This is a genomic window from Streptomyces netropsis, assembly GCF_014203545.1.
Lineage (GTDB): Bacteria > Actinomycetota > Actinomycetes > Streptomycetales > Streptomycetaceae > Streptomyces > Streptomyces netropsis.
On the sequence record NZ_JACHJG010000005.1, the window covers coordinates 113,554 to 126,916 of the forward strand.

General features: G+C 68.4%; 18 protein-coding genes and 1 pseudogene. 5 read left to right on the forward strand and 14 right to left on the reverse strand.

All coding sequences use genetic code 11. The features are described 5' to 3' along the window. Positions 1 to 27: 27 nt before the first annotated feature. The 9 genes from FHS38_RS14015 to FHS38_RS14055 all read right to left on the reverse strand — a co-directional run bounded on the left by FHS38_RS14015 (position 28) and on the right by FHS38_RS14055 (position 7,552). Complete coding sequence (locus FHS38_RS14015) at positions 28 to 954, reverse strand: phage distal tail protein (protein ID WP_184733881.1); 927 nt, start codon at positions 952 to 954, stop codon at positions 28 to 30. Between the two features lie 26 nt (positions 955 to 980). Beyond that, positions 981 to 2,162 (reverse strand): hypothetical protein, encoded by a 1,182-nt coding sequence (locus tag FHS38_RS14020; protein ID WP_184733882.1) that lies wholly within the window; start codon positions 2,160 to 2,162, stop codon positions 981 to 983. Between the two features lie 54 nt (positions 2,163 to 2,216). After that, on the reverse strand, positions 2,217 to 3,290 hold the full coding sequence (locus FHS38_RS14025; protein WP_184733883.1) for a phage tail family protein: 1,074 nt from the start codon (positions 3,288 to 3,290) through the stop codon (positions 2,217 to 2,219). Between the two features lie 16 nt (positions 3,291 to 3,306). Next, entirely contained in the window at positions 3,307 to 3,930 is a 624-nt protein-coding gene (locus FHS38_RS14030; RefSeq protein WP_184733884.1) for a hypothetical protein, read from the reverse strand. 503 nt (positions 3,931 to 4,433) lie between these two features. Next, complete coding sequence (locus FHS38_RS14035; protein ID WP_229822452.1) at positions 4,434 to 4,781, reverse strand: hypothetical protein; 348 nt, start codon at positions 4,779 to 4,781, stop codon at positions 4,434 to 4,436. 65 nt (positions 4,782 to 4,846) lie between these two features. Further along, a complete protein-coding gene (locus tag FHS38_RS14040; RefSeq protein ID WP_184733885.1) occupies positions 4,847 to 5,137 on the reverse strand; it encodes a hypothetical protein in 291 nt (96 codons plus the stop codon). Positions 5,138 to 5,251: 114 nt separating this feature from the next. Next, entirely contained in the window at positions 5,252 to 5,827 is a 576-nt protein-coding gene (locus FHS38_RS14045; RefSeq protein WP_184733886.1) for a phage tail tube protein, read from the reverse strand. A gap of 106 nt (positions 5,828 to 5,933) precedes the next feature. Further along, positions 5,934 to 6,341, reverse strand: coding sequence for a hypothetical protein (locus tag FHS38_RS14050; RefSeq protein WP_184733887.1), 408 nt, complete (start codon positions 6,339 to 6,341; stop codon positions 5,934 to 5,936). Positions 6,342 to 6,595: 254 nt separating this feature from the next. After that, a complete protein-coding gene (locus FHS38_RS14055; protein ID WP_184733888.1) occupies positions 6,596 to 7,552 on the reverse strand; it encodes a peptidoglycan-binding domain-containing protein in 957 nt (318 codons plus the stop codon). A 226-nt stretch (positions 7,553 to 7,778) separates the two neighbouring features. Here FHS38_RS14055 and FHS38_RS14060 point away from each other — a divergent pair, with 226 nt between their 5' ends. Further along, on the forward strand, positions 7,779 to 8,144 hold the full coding sequence (locus FHS38_RS14060) for a cupin domain-containing protein (RefSeq protein ID WP_184733889.1): 366 nt from the start codon (positions 7,779 to 7,781) through the stop codon (positions 8,142 to 8,144). A gap of 91 nt (positions 8,145 to 8,235) precedes the next feature. On the opposite strand, the pseudogene FHS38_RS35310 reads toward FHS38_RS14060, so the two are convergent. After that, positions 8,236 to 8,328: pseudogene (locus FHS38_RS35310) on the reverse strand (GntR family transcriptional regulator); the annotation flags it as partial. Between FHS38_RS35310 and FHS38_RS14065 the strand changes: the two are divergent. Next, positions 8,327 to 8,953, forward strand: a complete 627-nt coding sequence (locus tag FHS38_RS14065; protein ID WP_229822454.1) for a DUF5753 domain-containing protein — start codon at positions 8,327 to 8,329, stop codon at positions 8,951 to 8,953. The pseudogene FHS38_RS35310 and the gene FHS38_RS14065 sit on opposite strands and share 2 nt — an antisense overlap. A gap of 6 nt (positions 8,954 to 8,959) precedes the next feature. Continuing rightward, positions 8,960 to 9,178, forward strand: coding sequence for a DUF397 domain-containing protein (locus tag FHS38_RS14070; protein ID WP_308433530.1), 219 nt, complete (start codon positions 8,960 to 8,962; stop codon positions 9,176 to 9,178). Between the two features lie 68 nt (positions 9,179 to 9,246). Here FHS38_RS14070 and FHS38_RS14075 read toward each other — a convergent pair whose 3' ends face one another. Continuing rightward, the gene (locus tag FHS38_RS14075) at positions 9,247 to 9,921 is read right to left on the reverse strand and encodes a hypothetical protein (protein WP_184733891.1); all 675 of its coding nucleotides are present in this window, start codon (positions 9,919 to 9,921) and stop codon (positions 9,247 to 9,249) included. Positions 9,922 to 10,185: 264 nt separating this feature from the next. Between FHS38_RS14075 and FHS38_RS14080 the strand changes: the two genes are divergently transcribed. Beyond that, positions 10,186 to 10,533, forward strand: coding sequence for a hypothetical protein (locus FHS38_RS14080; protein ID WP_229822455.1), 348 nt, complete (start codon positions 10,186 to 10,188; stop codon positions 10,531 to 10,533). A 94-nt stretch (positions 10,534 to 10,627) separates the two neighbouring features. Here FHS38_RS14080 and FHS38_RS14085 read toward each other — a convergent pair whose 3' ends face one another. The 3 genes from FHS38_RS14085 to FHS38_RS14095 are packed head-to-tail and all read right to left on the reverse strand — an operon-like array spanning position 10,628 to position 11,921. Then, on the reverse strand, positions 10,628 to 10,849 hold the full coding sequence (locus FHS38_RS14085) for a hypothetical protein (RefSeq protein WP_184733892.1): 222 nt from the start codon (positions 10,847 to 10,849) through the stop codon (positions 10,628 to 10,630). Further along, positions 10,846 to 11,559, reverse strand: coding sequence for a hypothetical protein (locus FHS38_RS14090; RefSeq protein WP_229822456.1), 714 nt, complete (start codon positions 11,557 to 11,559; stop codon positions 10,846 to 10,848). The genes FHS38_RS14085 and FHS38_RS14090 overlap by 4 nt, the downstream gene beginning before the upstream one ends. A gap of 44 nt (positions 11,560 to 11,603) precedes the next feature. Then, a complete protein-coding gene (locus tag FHS38_RS14095; RefSeq protein WP_184733893.1) occupies positions 11,604 to 11,921 on the reverse strand; it encodes a WhiB family transcriptional regulator in 318 nt (105 codons plus the stop codon). Positions 11,922 to 12,211: 290 nt separating this feature from the next. On the opposite strand from FHS38_RS14095, the gene FHS38_RS14100 reads away from it, so the two are divergent. Continuing rightward, a complete protein-coding gene (locus FHS38_RS14100; RefSeq protein ID WP_373301811.1) occupies positions 12,212 to 12,667 on the forward strand; it encodes a helix-turn-helix domain-containing protein in 456 nt (151 codons plus the stop codon). Positions 12,668 to 13,363 lie beyond the last annotated feature (696 nt).

Sequence of the window (13,363 nt, forward strand, 5' to 3'; positions counted from 1 at the left end):
GCGGGGTGGTGGGAAGGCGGCGGGCTCTTACCAGTGCGCGTTGCGCCAGGTGACGGCCACCGAGGCGCCGGGATCGACCGCCCCGGGCTCGGCGCGGAACGCCAACGCGGTGGAACCGGGATCCAGTTGGAAGAGCTGCTCGGGCGTCGACCAGGCGGTGGCGGTGTGGATGCGGGAGGCGGAATCGTTGAGTGTGACCGTGCCCGCGTTGGTGTCGATCGTCAGCACGTCGGAGGCGGCCAGCCTGATGTCGTACTCGATGCGCAGGCCGTCACTGAGGCGGGTCAGGGACGGGCGGCGCACCGGGCCGCGGAACTCGATCACGGGGTTCGCCGGGGCGTCGCCGCCGTTGACCGCGGTGACGATGCCGGTGGAGGTGATGTCACCCCAGTTCAGCGGCCACTTCAGGCCCTGCTCCCGGTCCCAGCTCAGACCGCGTTCGGGGGTGGGCAGCCCGGTCCGTTCGGTCCGCTCGTCGACGGCGAAGCGGCGTGGATCGGCGCAGACCCACTGCACGGTGGCCTTCGCCGCGCCGTGCGTCACGAACATCCGGTCCTGGGGGATGGAACGCTGGTTGACCCGGGCCCGGCAGGCGAGGGTCTCGCCGTGCAGCCGCACGGCCAGCCACTGCTCGCCACTGTGCACGGCGGTGGCGGCCCGGAACTGCGCGGCCACGGCCGCCGCCCGGGACGGCTGGTCGGGCAGCAGCCAGATGGGCGCGGTGACGGTACGGGCCTGCGACCACTGGGAGCCCGGCCAGGCGCCGTGCTGGTCGGGGCGCAGCACGTCGCCGCTGTCGAGGCCGGGCAGGTCGGCCCAGCCGGTGAGCCCGCTGTCGGCGATCTCGTAGTCGGTGCCGGGGCCGAAAAGCAGTCCGGCCCACTGGATCTGCCCATCACGGGTGATCAGTGAGCCGGGGGGTGCGGTGGCGGTGTTCATTTGTGTCAGGGGCATGGGTTGGGTGGCCCTCACCTTCTCGTTTACGTCGTGTGCTGCGTCGTGTGCGCCAGGAACAGCAGGTCCTCGGCGATGCCGTGGGAGCCGCGGTTCTCGGGCTCGTAGTAGTTCTCGATGCGCCGGGGCGCCGGGCGGGCACCGGGTACCGAGCGGGCGGCCTCGGCGGTGCGCGCGAGCAGCCGGTCGAGCGCCGACAGCGGAAGCACGGCCTCGGCCTCGCCGGCCTCGGCGAGGATCACGGGCACACCACCGTCGCGCGGGGAGACCACGCCGCCCTGGGCGAGCATCGGGATCTTCGACAGGTGCACCCCGAACTTCTTGCCGAAGAGGCTGAAGCTGAGGCTGTTGAGGCCGTCGATCACCCAGTTGGCGAACGCGATGAGCCCGTTGAGGGGCCCCTTGATGACGCCGACGACCATCTGGAATCCGGTCCGGAGGAAGTCACCCATGCCGTGGAGGGCCTTCTCCATCGCGGAGTTGACCTTGTGGAACCCGTCGGGGACGGACTTGGTGACCCACGTGACGACGGGCTTGATGACACTGCTGATGCCGTCCCAGACACCCTTGGTCACCGCGACATAGCCGGTGACGACCGGGACGATGACGGTCAGCGCCGTGTCGATCAGATCGCCGACGGAGCTGAAGACCGTCTCCATGAGCTGCTGCCCCAGCTCCGATTCCATCGCGAACTCGATGATCTGGACGGCGAACGGGGCGAGGAGCGTGGCCACGAGGACGAAGGGGTTGGTCTTCATGACGAGGTTGACGGCCGTCATGACCTTGGAGGCGATGTTCAGATTGCCGCCGAGGACCCCCGTGATGCGCCCGATGACGCCCGCGCCCTTGCCTTGAAGGGCGATGGACTTCGTGGCGCCGTCGGACTGCCGCTTGATGTTCTTCAGCAGACGGGTGGACTGCTGGGCGCCGGTCTTCGACTTGAGGATGCCGGTGTTGGCGGTGCCGGCCTGCCTGCCGAGCGCGGTGGCGGCTCGCCCGGCGGCGGTGGTCCCGGTGCCGAACTGCTTGACGTCCTTGCCGGCCTGACCGGTGGAGGACTTGATGCGATCGGCGGCGCGGGAGGCGTTGCGGATGCCGGTCTGGCTGGTACGGATCGCGCGGGTGGCCTGGCTGAGCGCGGAGCCGAAGTTACGGAAGGCTCCGGCGGAGTTGGCGAGTGGGTTGCGCGGGGCTCGGGCGATTGCCATCGCTGCCGCCATGGTGGGTATTCCTCCCCTCGGGAGCGGGGGATGTCGGATGTTTCATCCGCGGGCCTTGGCGAGGAACATCAACGCCATGGCGGTGTCCTTGGGATCGCTGGACGACGTGGCGTAGTAGTTCTCGATATGGAAGCCGTTGCCGGTCCCCTGGTCGCCGAGCGCTCCGGCGGAGGCGAGGCGGGACTGCACGGCGGTACGGGTCAGCAGCCGGTCGAGTTTCGACAGCGGCATGACGGCCTCGGACTCACCGGCCTCGGCGACGATCGCGGGCACACCGCCGCTGCGCGGTGCGACGATGCCGCCCTCGGCGAGCATCGGGATCCTGGGAATGCTGACGCCGAAGGTTTTGCCGCCGACGAGGGGCACCCAGCCGGGGATGGAGACCTTGATGCCGTTCAGCGCGCCGATGGCGCCGTTGATCAGGCTGATCACACCGTTGAGCGGGGCCTTCACCGCCGACATGATCCCGTCGAAGACGCCACCCGCGAAGCGGGACAGACCGCCCCAGGCGCTGGAGAGCGCGTCCTTCACGGTGTTGAACGCACCGGGGACGGCGGAGCCGATCCAGAGGGCGATGGGCAGGATCGCGGCCTTGATGCCGTTCCACACACTGGAGATGATCTTGCCGGTGGCCTTCATGATGGGCCCGATGGCCTTCATGACGGACGAGACGACCTTGCCGATGACGTCGAACGCCACCCTCATGATCTTCTGCATCGCCTTCGACTTGGACGCCATGGTGACGACCTTCTCGATGAGCGGTGCGAAGAGTTCGAGCAACATCCCGATGACGTTGCCCTTCATGGACTTGTTGAGCCCCTTGAACCCACCGTCGGCCTTCTTGAGCCCGCCCTGGAACTTGCCCATGGACTGGCCGCCCTTGCCGGCCTCCTTGCCGACCTTGGCGACCGACTTCGCCGCCTGGTCGGCGGCGGTCTTCATGCCCTTGAGCTCGCGGGTGGACTGCTTGGCGGAGTTCTTGATTTTGCCGACGTTGGTGTTGGCGGTGCCGGCCTGCTTGCCTAGGGTGCCGGCGGAGCGGCCGGCGCCTTCCAGGCCGGTTTTGAAGCCTCGGAGTGAGCCGTTGGCTCTGCCGAGGGATTGGACTAGAGACATGAAAATCCTCTAGGGGTCAGTGGCCGATGGTTGTCATGAGGCGCCTTGACGCTTCCTCGACCTCGCGCAATTGTGCCGCCTGCCGCCTTAGATCGGCTGCGCGCGCAGTGTTTGCTCTGCTCGGTGGGATAGATCCCCCCAACCGGCGGCTGTCCGTGCGGTTTGCTCGACTCTCCAGCGATGCCCGCTTGGCGGATGAATTGTGTGCACGATCCTGCAGGAGCGTCTTGATGGCCTCACTGTGGGTGGTCAGCTTTGCTTTGATTGCGGTGACTTCATCAACGGAGACGCTTGGTTTCTTCGGCTCAGGTGGGTCAATCTTGTTCTTGAGGTTTTTGACGTGGTCGCCGAGGGCCCCCTGGAGGGAATATTTCTCAAACAGGGGAACACCGGCTATGGTGAGACCCTTTTCGTCATATTTGATCAACGAAGGGTCGAACTTGACCACCTGGGCGCCGGCGGTTACGGCTTGGACTCCGCCGGGCTTTACGAGCTGATATTTCGCGAAGAGGGTATTGAAGGTGTCTGTGGCTATCCTCTCCGTACTCTCCGTCAGCCTTCCCCAATCGAAGAAGGCTTCCCGTGGAGGGATGTATTGCCCTTCGGCCGGGAGTGGCAAATCAGGAGTTGGCGAGGTCATCGTTCGTTACGCCCTTCCCTGTCCGTGTCGCGACGTCGCTGAGGGTTTGAGAGCCGCTTGGTAGAGTCGAGTTGATCACCCGGATGGGGTGATACGGGGCAAAATGAGAGGCTTGGTGGATCTTGATAGGGATTGCCGTCATATTCGCTGTCGTCACTGCTCTGTTCGTGAGGTTGTTCGTGAGGGAGAGATCTCTCGTGCGGAACGGGGTAGAGATCGACGCGGTGTGCGAATCCAATAGGTGGAGAGACGGGGTCGTCGCCAGTGTGTGCAGCTTTGCTCTGGAGGATGGCGAGCGGATAGAGGTGGCGAGCTCGTATCGTAAAAGCCCGCTTCATGAACCTGGGCAGCCGGTGAGGGTGCGGTATCAGTCAGGGAGCCCTCGCAAGGCAACGTTGGTGAGCGACGAAGGCCGTCAAGGGGTTCTGATTCTTGTTTGTGCCGTTATTTTTGGTGCCCTGGCTCTAATGTTCGCAATCGCGGCGGTCGTTCGGTAAGGCTGGTCAGCTGAAGAAGTTTCTGAGCTGATCGGGCGTCGGTGCCGTGTCCGGAGAACTTGGGATGCTGTCTGCTGGTGCAGGTTCTGGTTCGAAATCAGGGAATCCTGGCCTTGGTACTGCTTCCGGGTAGTCCGGTGGTTCGGAGTCTTCGCCGCTGTTCAGCGTGGTCGTCATCCAGTTGGCGACAGCCAAATGGTCCACCGCAGCCGCGAGCAAATGCGTAGACGAGTCCCATTCCACGGCTTCCCCGTGCAGATCACGATTCACGGCGCTGTCACGTGGCATGTGCTTGACCAGCACCGAGAGCCGTCGCGTCGAGAGCGACCCCCGGTGCCAGTCCAGCAGGTCCACGCCGTAATGCCGCAGCAGATCGGCTTCGAGAGCCTCGGCGTGTTCTTCTACGAACGCGTCGAGGCTCAGTCTTCCCCCAGGCCGAGCCCGGTCTCCTTGCCGTACGCCTCCAGGATCGCGGCGATGTCCTGCATCGTGACGTCGTGCTCCAGGAAGAGCTTGAACTGCTTCTCGCCCAGCAGTAGCCCCAGCAGTCCGTCGACGTCGTTGTCGTCGAGGTCGCGCAGAGCACGCGCCGTGCGGTGGCCGATCTCGGTGGGGAGTTCGAAGGTGTCGCCGTCGAGCTGGAACGACCACGACTTGCCGTGGGCCTCCATGCGCTGGGCGCGGGCCGCGTTGACGTCGAATCCGGACATGGTGCTGCTCCTTGGAAGAGAAGAAGGATTGAAAGACGGGTGCCGCCCCGTGCTGGATGGAGCACGGGGCGGCGACCTGTTGAGATGGCTCGTTGGAAGGGGCCGACTTCGGCCTTACACCGCCGAGTACGCCGAGTCCTTCATCAGCCAAGTCGCCAGCGGCGCGCCGTAGCTGCTGGCCATCGCCGTGAAGGTGACACCCAGCTTCACCGCGCCCTTGCGGTTGAGGTCCATGTCATCGCTGACCGTGACCAGGCCGCGCGGGACGACGAAGCGGTAACGGACGTCGGTGCCGTCGGTGAACTCAAGGCCGAGCGCGCGCTCGTCCTCGCCCTGGTCGCTCTGGATCTCGTACTTGTAGATCTTCGAGTTCGGGGCGGTCTCGGCGACCTTGCCGCCACCGAAGAAGAACGGCAGCGTGTCCTCGTTGAGCTGGAGCATGCCGAACTTCAGGGTCAGCTCGCGCTCGGTGTAGATCGTGCGGGCCGGGGTCAGCGACTGCCACGTGTCGATGTTGGCGGTCTTGCCCTTGCGGCCGAACTTCACACCGTCGGTGCTGGTGTAGCCGAGGTCGTGCCAGGCGTCGCTCCACGCGGTGTCGGTGTCGGCCGGAGCAGACGTGCCGACCTTGGCGACGAGGATGCGGCCGGTGCCGGCAACGCGGATCTCGCTCGGGTTCATACCGGGCATGGGGTTCTCCTTGATGAGAGTGATGTGTGAGGTGGTGCGGGGTACGGCAAAGGCCCCGCCGGTAGCGGCGAGGCCTGGGGAAGAGCGTGCGGGGTCCGTCCTGGACTTACGCCGGGCGGAGCGAGAACCGCACCGTGGTGAGGTAGCGATTGCCGGCGGGCCGGTTGTAGTCCGGCAGCCAGCGCACGGCCTCCGTCTCGACGACGTCGGTGACGACCGCGGTCCCGTAGACGGTGCCGCGGAGCTGGAGGAGCGCGGCGCGGACGGACAGCGACACGGTGTGTGCCGCCGTCTTGTCCGGTCCGTAGACCTCCAACTCGACGAGGGGCTGGTCGAGATGGAGATCGTCGACCCAGGCGCCGCCGGTCCGGGAGACCAGCACCACCTTCTGCGTACCGTCGAAGCCGTTGGGCGGACGGTTGTCGACAACCACCCCGGCCAGTTCCGGCCGGTACTTCAGGTTCTCGACGATGAGGCGTTCCACATCGGGGAACGAGAGCAGGGCCTCATTCACATGCGGTCTCCTTTCGTGCGGGCGGCGGGTGCGTTGGGCGGCCGGCGCGTGCGGCGCGGCGCGGTGGCGAGCGGCTGCCGTAGGGAGAGCGGGCTGCCGTATGCGGCCCGTACGTACCGGCCGCACAACGCGAAGCGGCGGTGCCGCCGCCCTGTTGTGGGCGCAGCTCCGCCGCTGCACTTATTGTGAACGAGATCGCGCGGGCGCGCAACTAGAAGTTTCGAGCTCGCAATCATGGATGCCGTGGGGCACGGCTACGGCTCGCTGGTCATCGCTTCCAGCGCCCGGCGCGTGTTCGGGCCGTAGACGCCCGAAGGGTCACCCTCGACGTCGTTGTCCCGCTGGAAGTCCGCCACGGCGTGGCTGTCCTCGCCGCTGTAGTGGCCGTCCTCCCGGACGACATCCGGAGCCAGGAGCCAGCCGCCCTCCTCGTTCAGTCGCTGTTGCATCTCCAGGACTTCCGAGCCCCGCATGCCCTGCTTCAGCGTGGCCGCCGTGTTGTCCGACGGCGGGCCAGTACGGGCCGTGGCACCCGGCGGTGTCGAGACGCCGCTTGAGGCCTCGGCGTGAATGGGCGTCCCCGCCGAGGCCGGGTGGGCTCCCGAGGCCGAGGGTGACGCGCTCGTCTTCGCGTCGGCGCTTTTGCCTGGCGACGGCGACGCGGACGCCGATGCCTTCGCGGTTGCCCGGGAAGCCGAGCCCGACGGCGTCGGGCCCTCGGTGGCGTCCCCGGTGGAGGCGGTCGCCGTGGGGCCGCCCGCGAGGTCGTTCGGCCGTGCCTGATCACGTTCGTCATCGCCGCCGAGCAGGCCGGCGGCGAGCAGACCGCCGCAGACGGCGACCACCGCCACCGCCGTCCCGACCGCGGCGGCCAGGGGGCGCTTCCGGCTCCGTCGGCGTCCGCGCGGGCTGTCGACGCGCTGCGGCCCGTTCTCGCCGGGGGCGGGGTGGGCGAACAGGCCCAGGTCCTCCGGGGTGGCGCCGGCCCCGCGATCCGTTGCGACGCTCACGGCCGTGGCCATGGGTGCCGTGCGAGGACCGTCCTCGTACGGCCCGGCCTCCGTCTGGGCGACGTACGGCCGGATCCGCAACGGATCAAAGCCCCCGGTCACGGCGTCCGCACCCGCGCGCAGCGCGCACCCGCAGCCGGGGTCGCTGTCCGCGTCCCGCTCCGTACCGCAGTCAGGGCAGCGCTGTGCCGTCACCGTCATCCCTCCGTCGAATGGCAGCGATTATGCAGACCGGATTCCGATCTGCACAGGCCTGACCTGCGATAAAGCGGTTTCAATGCCTTCTCCGGCGGGCCGTAACCCTGCAAACCCCCCAAGACCGGGCGGTCGGCGGTGCGCCCCAGATCTCGCGTGGCCCAGCCGTCAGGATCAGACTGGAGGGGAGTGGAGTCTTCCTGGGCCCCAGCCGGGCCGGGTAGGAGGAGTCATGACGTCCACGACGCGGAAGGACGCCCCCATCGCGTTCGAAGGCAACGGTGCAGAGCTGCGCCGGGAGGAGCTCGGCGGCGATATGGGTGGCGCGTTCGTCTACTTCCCCAAGGGCACGGACATGGCGCCGGCTCTGAAGGGGCTGCCGGACGACCTGTGTCAGTGCCCCCACTGGGGCTACATGCTCAAAGGCCGGTTGAAGCTGAAGACCAAGCAGGGGGACGAGATCTACGAAGCGGGGCAGGCGTTCTACTGGGCACCCGGCCACGCACCCGAGGCGCTTGAGGACTGCGAGTACGTGGACTTCTCACCCCTGCAGAAGTTCAACGAGGTGATCGCCCACGTGAAGTCGCAGATGAGCTGAGTCCAGAGCTCGGCGGTCTCGCCGCCGGGGCGGCGAGACCTGAGTGGGGGCGGCGCTCTGGTGCACAGGGGCAGCTGGCCGGGCGCCGTCAGCGGCCGACGACCAAGTGTTCGTCCTTGAGGAGCTGTAGAGCCTTCTGCACCGTTGCGTTGGAGGCGTCGAGGCTGGCTTTGAGCTGCGCGGTGGGAAAACGCGGCTGGTGGCAGCAGTACTCAGATGTTCTGTCGACTGCGGCCGCCGAGTACGTCAGCTTGGAAGCGGCAGCCTCACACATCAAGGACTTCCAGCCGATCCTCGTTCCTGGCCTGCTCCAGACGGAGGACTACGTCCAGGCGCTCATGGACGGGGGCCGCCCTGACGACACTCCGGAGCAGATCTCCATGCGGGTCCGGCTCCGGATGGAGAGGCAGAGCATTCTGTCCGGCGAAGCGCCACCCCTGTTGTGGGCAGTCGTCGGGGAGGCGGCACTGCGTAACCAAGTAGGTGGGCCGGCAACCATGCGCCACCAGATCAAGGCTCTGCTGGAGGTATCCGACAAGCCCAATGTGACGCTGCAGATTCTGTCGTTCACCGCTGGGGCACATCCTGGGGTGGACGGAGCTTTCACAGTCCTGTCGATGCCTGAGCAGGATGAGCAGGAGGTGATCCTCGTCGAGGCCATGACCAGCTCGCTCTACTTGGAGACCGAGCAACAGGTGAGCCGGTACAAGTTCGCCTTCAATCACATCAGGGCTGCTGCCGCCAGCCCTTCGCAGTCGAGGGATCTGTTGCGCCGCGCCCTCTACGACTACAGAGACTTAGGAGACTGACCAGCCGTGATACCTGCCGTTGATCTGAGGTGTGCCCTTTGGTTCAAGAGCACTTACAGCGGGACCGACTCCAACTGCGTCGAGGTTGCTCACGCCCCGGGCGTGATCGGTGTCCGGGACTCGAAGAACCCGTGTGGGCCCGTCCTTGTCTTCGGACCGGTGGCGTGGAAGGCATTCCTGGCGGGAGGAGAAGTGGCGAAGAACGGCGTGCACCAAAGCCGGTGAACCCCGGCTCGGAGAGGGTGCACGTTGGCTGGGACGTAGAGCTCGTTCCGGCCCCGCAGGGCAGGCAATCAGGTGGTCAACCGCAGCACCGCGTCACGAATATCCGCGATCTCCGTCTCCACGTCGCGGTACCAGTCGGTGACCTTGCGGTCGGGATCCACCTCGACGCTGCCTGCGTCCAGGGCCCGCAGGCGGTCGCCGATCGCGTTGAGCCGGGCCTCGAGGGCGAATCGGCCCTGGACCGTGCCCGCTTGTGAGAGTTCGGCGTGCGCCGCCGCGAAGGAAGTGTGGGCGCGCTCGCGGATCGGGGCCACCTTTACGCGCAGCTCCAGGAGCTTGTTCCGCAGACCGAGGAGGGACTCGGTGGCGCCCTCCAGGTCCGGCACCGTGGAGGCACAGCTCTGGCTGTACTCCGTGAAGAACTCGGCGGCAGACTTGATCGCCTCGAAGTCGGCGTCTGCCAAGTCGCACCACGTGGCGCGCATGTCCTCGTACGTGGCGATCATCGAGTCCACGCTGTCCCACGTGGCCTGGCTCTGTGCCAGCTGGGTGCGCACCGTGTTCACCGGCAGCCCGTCGCCGAAGCCGAGCGTCGCCGAGACCTGGTGGTGGGCGTCTTCGAGCCGGACGCGCGCATCCCGCAGCAGTCCGTGGGCGTCTTCCGCCACCTGCATCACATACGCCAGCGTCTCCCCGGCTTCCGTCAGCAGCCGGGCTTCGGCGTTACGTCGCCGTCCCCACATATCGTCTCCCCACCCCTCTGCGTGCCCCCTGCACGTAGTGAGGCGATCTTACGTTCGAGCGGGGTCGTGCGGGCGATGTCGCGGACTGTCCCCCTGAGGAGACGGAGTGTCAGACCACCGGGTTAGATTAATGGGCGATCGCGCACACTCCCGGGTATCTCACGACAGATGCACAGGAGGCGTCACGGAGGGGCATATGAGTCGGCCAATAGCACCTGGGGGTGGCATGAGCGAGTCGGTCGTGGGGTGCGGAGGAATCACGCGGTGAGTGTCCACAGCGAGCGGCTCGCGGAGGTCGTGGCCGCCACCGTGGAGGTGGCCGCCGAGTCCGGGTCCGCCGGAGCCTTCACCGGCGAGGTCGCCCAGGCACTGGCCGCCGTCGTCGGCAAGGTGGCGGACAGGGCCGTCGACGCCGCGGAGCTCAGTGGGTTCGTCAGTGGGTGGCAGGAGGCCATCGAGGCGGTGGGGGAGGACGCCTCGGAGGGTGCTCAGGTGGTGCGGATGTCCTCGTGGGGCACCATGAGCGGGGGCGGCTCCTCCAGTGGGAACTCCGGGGGGAGTTCCGGCGGGAGCTCCAGCGGGAACGATTCTTCACCGCCCCGGGTCCGTTAGGGGCCGGCCCGGAGTACGTAAGGAGCGCCCCGCAGCCTTCCGGCTGCGGGGCGCTCCTTTTATATAGGCGCCCTGCGTATATAGGGGACAGGGATCACGCCCGCGCGCGGCGCTCGTGCGCCCTGCGCGTCGCGCGCTCCGCCGCGAAGACGTCCTCCAGGCGGAAGAGGTGCGACCGGCCGCGGCGGCCCGCCGGGGTCAGGTGTTTGAGCTGGACCCACTTGCGGATGGTGTCCGGGACCACCGCCGCCTCTTCCGCCGCCATCGCCGTCGTCACCAGGGCGGACGCCGGTACGTACCTGGGCGCTGTCGTCATCGGGAACCACCCTCCGTGCTCGTGCCCTCATCCTGGGCGGCTGTCAGCTCCGTCAGGTCACCGTCCGTCGCCTCCGCGAGCTGACGCCACTCCGCGCGGACCCAGGAGTGCCGGTGGCGGTCGTCCGTGCGGCAGGTGCAGGCCGGGTCGGCGCAGCGGCAGCCGGGGTTGACGCACAGGACCGTCTCGCGGTGGGGGAAGACGCGCAGGGAGACGGAGTCGCAGTGCAGGCAGCGGCCGCTGACGCGGACCGGGGTCTCGGCGTCACCCAGGGCCAGGGAGCAGCGGCGGGCCATGCGGCGGGCCTCGCCCCGTACGTGTTCGGCGAGGACCGGCTGGGCCGAGACGCGGTCCAGCAGGCCCAGCAGCCGGGCCAGCCGCTGCTCCACCGTGCCGCGCTGCGGGCGCGGGACCCGCAGCTTCTCGCACACCGCCTCCTCCAGCTCCACCACTCCGTCGGTGATGTCGCGGATGGTGTCCGAGACGAACAGACGGATGGGGGCACCGGGGGCCGTCGGCCTCCCGCCCCGGCCGCCACCACCGGTGAGGGAGGGACGGGCGCTGCGGCTGGGGGCGAGCTCCTGGCTCAGCTCGGGGAACTGGCGGAGCAGGATGCCCAGCCATACCCCCGCCGGGTCGGGACGGTCGGGCCGGTCGGGCTGATCGGGCAGGGCGGCGGCGCGGGCGGAGTGGTCTGGGCTGTCGGGCATGGCTGCTCCCTGAGTAATTCCTACGGACGGTCGATGGCGCGGTCCTACTCCGGATCGGCGAAGGCCCGCTCCGGGTCCAGATCCGCCGGGATCCTCACCTCCCTGCCGTTGCGCCACAGGCGCCCGCCGCTCACCCCGTCGAACCAGCTCTCCGCCGGGGCGACGGTCTCCAGGCAGTGGCTGCGTACGGGGCAGACGGCGCAGGCGCGCAGGGCGGGGAGGGCGGGTTTGGCGCGGCGGGCGAAGACCGCCTCGTCCGGGAGGCCGGCGCAGGCGGCGTGGGTGCGCCAGTCGGCCGGACGGGCGGGGGCGGGGTAGGCGTCCCCGTGGAAGGTGGTGTGGACGAGCGCGGATGCGGGCATGGCAGGTGGTCCCTCTCAGGGCATGGGAGGGGTTGCGGAGGCCCCCGTGACCCTTGTTGCGGTTGCGCAATCAACAGTACCGAGCTTGCGTGCGAGAGCGCAACAAAAGGTCGAAGCGTGCTGCCTGCCACGGCCCTGGAGGGGTATTTACTAGTCAAGTGGCGCGAATTAAGGGCTGCGGGGTAGCGGGTTGCGCGCTCGCACCGCATTCTGGTTATTGCGCGCGCGATCGGACGGTAGGGTCTGTTGTTGCGGAGGGAGAGCGTGTTATGGGCGAAAAAGGCTCGGATATGGAGCGTTTCGCGAGCTGGGTCGAGGGTCTGATGCGTGAGCGCGGATACGACATCGACAGCCCGCGGGGCGGCGGCAGGTCCCGGCTGGCGGAGGACGCCGGCGTGCATCGCGCCGCGGTGACGCGGCTGCTGCAGCGGCAGAGCCTGCCGGACCTGGAGACGATGCGCGCCCTGGCGCGCGTGCTCGGCGTGGGGCTGCGCGACATGCTGATCGAGTCCGGCAGGGTGACGGCGGACGACCTGCCGCTGCCCGGCGCCGGCCGGAGCGGCGCGGCGGCCTCGGGCCCCGGCGCCGGCCGGGTGACGCCCGCCGAGGCGGCCGACCTGCTCGGCATCCCCGACAGCCACCGGCGACAGTTCGTCGAGATGACCGAAATGATCATCGCGGTGGGCGGGGTGCGCCCGGCCGACGCGCACAGTGGCGTCCAGCGGGGCGTCTCGGCCAGTCGCTGAGCGTCGCTCCCGGTTCCGGTCAAACGGGCGAGCCGGGTCGGCCGCGCCGCCGCGTCGGCCAGGTCGGTCGGGTCCGTCGGATCGGCTGCGCCAGCCAGGTCGGTCGGATCGGCCACGGCAGCCACGTCGGCCAGGTCGGTCGGATCGGCCACGGCGGCCACGGCAGCCAAGGGCAGTCACGTCGGCCACGGCAGCCGCAGCAGCCGCGGCAGTCACGTCGGCGAGGCCAGTCGGGTCAGCCCGGACCGGCCAGGTCAGCCGTTGGGCGTAGTCGTTTGTCACGATTGACTGATTCAGGGTGATTCGCCCCGCCGTGTGGCGCCGCCTCGCGTGACCATCCCCGTGTGTCACCCGTGGGCGCCGCCGACCGCCCGGCGCGCGCCGCTGTGAGCCGTGTCGCGTGCCCGCCCGGCCCACGCGGTCCCCGGGCCGCCGTCCGGGCGGCGCGCGGCTCCGGACCGGGTCCGGAGCGTCCGGTTCCGATCGGCCGGGACCCTTGGGGCGCCTGGGCGGCAGCGGTACGGTGGGGTGCGGCGGGCCGGAGCCGCGCGGGCTCCCTGATCGGCGACATACGCTGCACATCAGGGTGTCCTCCGCGTGTGCATTTGTTTTGACCGCAGCCCATGCGGTAGGTACGCTCTGACCTTGTGCCTGGGGTGTCCCTGGGCTCTCGTGCGTGCCTTTTGACCGTACGAG

What these genes read in the sequence shown, in the direction of transcription:
- FHS38_RS14085 (WP_184733892.1), bottom strand. Translation starts at nt 10,849, where the DNA reads ATGACGACAGCGCCCAGGTACGTACCGGCGTCCGCCCTGGTGACGACG.
- FHS38_RS14100 (WP_373301811.1), top strand. Translation starts at nt 12,212, where the DNA reads ATGGAGCGTTTCGCGAGCTGGGTCGAGGGTCTGATGCGTGAGCGCGGA.
- FHS38_RS14015 (WP_184733881.1), bottom strand. Translation starts at nt 954, where the DNA reads ATGCCCCTGACACAAATGAACACCGCCACCGCACCCCCCGGCTCACTG.
- FHS38_RS14055 (WP_184733888.1), bottom strand. Translation starts at nt 7,552, where the DNA reads ATGACGGTGACGGCACAGCGCTGCCCTGACTGCGGTACGGAGCGGGAC.
- FHS38_RS14030 (WP_184733884.1), bottom strand. Translation starts at nt 3,930, where the DNA reads ATGACCTCGCCAACTCCTGATTTGCCACTCCCGGCCGAAGGGCAATAC.
- FHS38_RS14040 (WP_184733885.1), bottom strand. Translation starts at nt 5,137, where the DNA reads ATGTCCGGATTCGACGTCAACGCGGCCCGCGCCCAGCGCATGGAGGCC.
- FHS38_RS14060 (WP_184733889.1), top strand. Translation starts at nt 7,779, where the DNA reads ATGACGTCCACGACGCGGAAGGACGCCCCCATCGCGTTCGAAGGCAAC.
- FHS38_RS14095 (WP_184733893.1), bottom strand. Translation starts at nt 11,921, where the DNA reads ATGCCCGCATCCGCGCTCGTCCACACCACCTTCCACGGGGACGCCTAC.
- FHS38_RS14045 (WP_184733886.1), bottom strand. Translation starts at nt 5,827, where the DNA reads ATGCCCGGTATGAACCCGAGCGAGATCCGCGTTGCCGGCACCGGCCGC.
- FHS38_RS14090 (WP_229822456.1), bottom strand. Translation starts at nt 11,559, where the DNA reads ATGCCCGACAGCCCAGACCACTCCGCCCGCGCCGCCGCCCTGCCCGAT.
- FHS38_RS14075 (WP_184733891.1), bottom strand. Translation starts at nt 9,921, where the DNA reads ATGTGGGGACGGCGACGTAACGCCGAAGCCCGGCTGCTGACGGAAGCC.
- FHS38_RS14020 (WP_184733882.1), bottom strand. Translation starts at nt 2,162, where the DNA reads ATGGCAATCGCCCGAGCCCCGCGCAACCCACTCGCCAACTCCGCCGGA.
- FHS38_RS14025 (WP_184733883.1), bottom strand. Translation starts at nt 3,290, where the DNA reads ATGTCTCTAGTCCAATCCCTCGGCAGAGCCAACGGCTCACTCCGAGGC.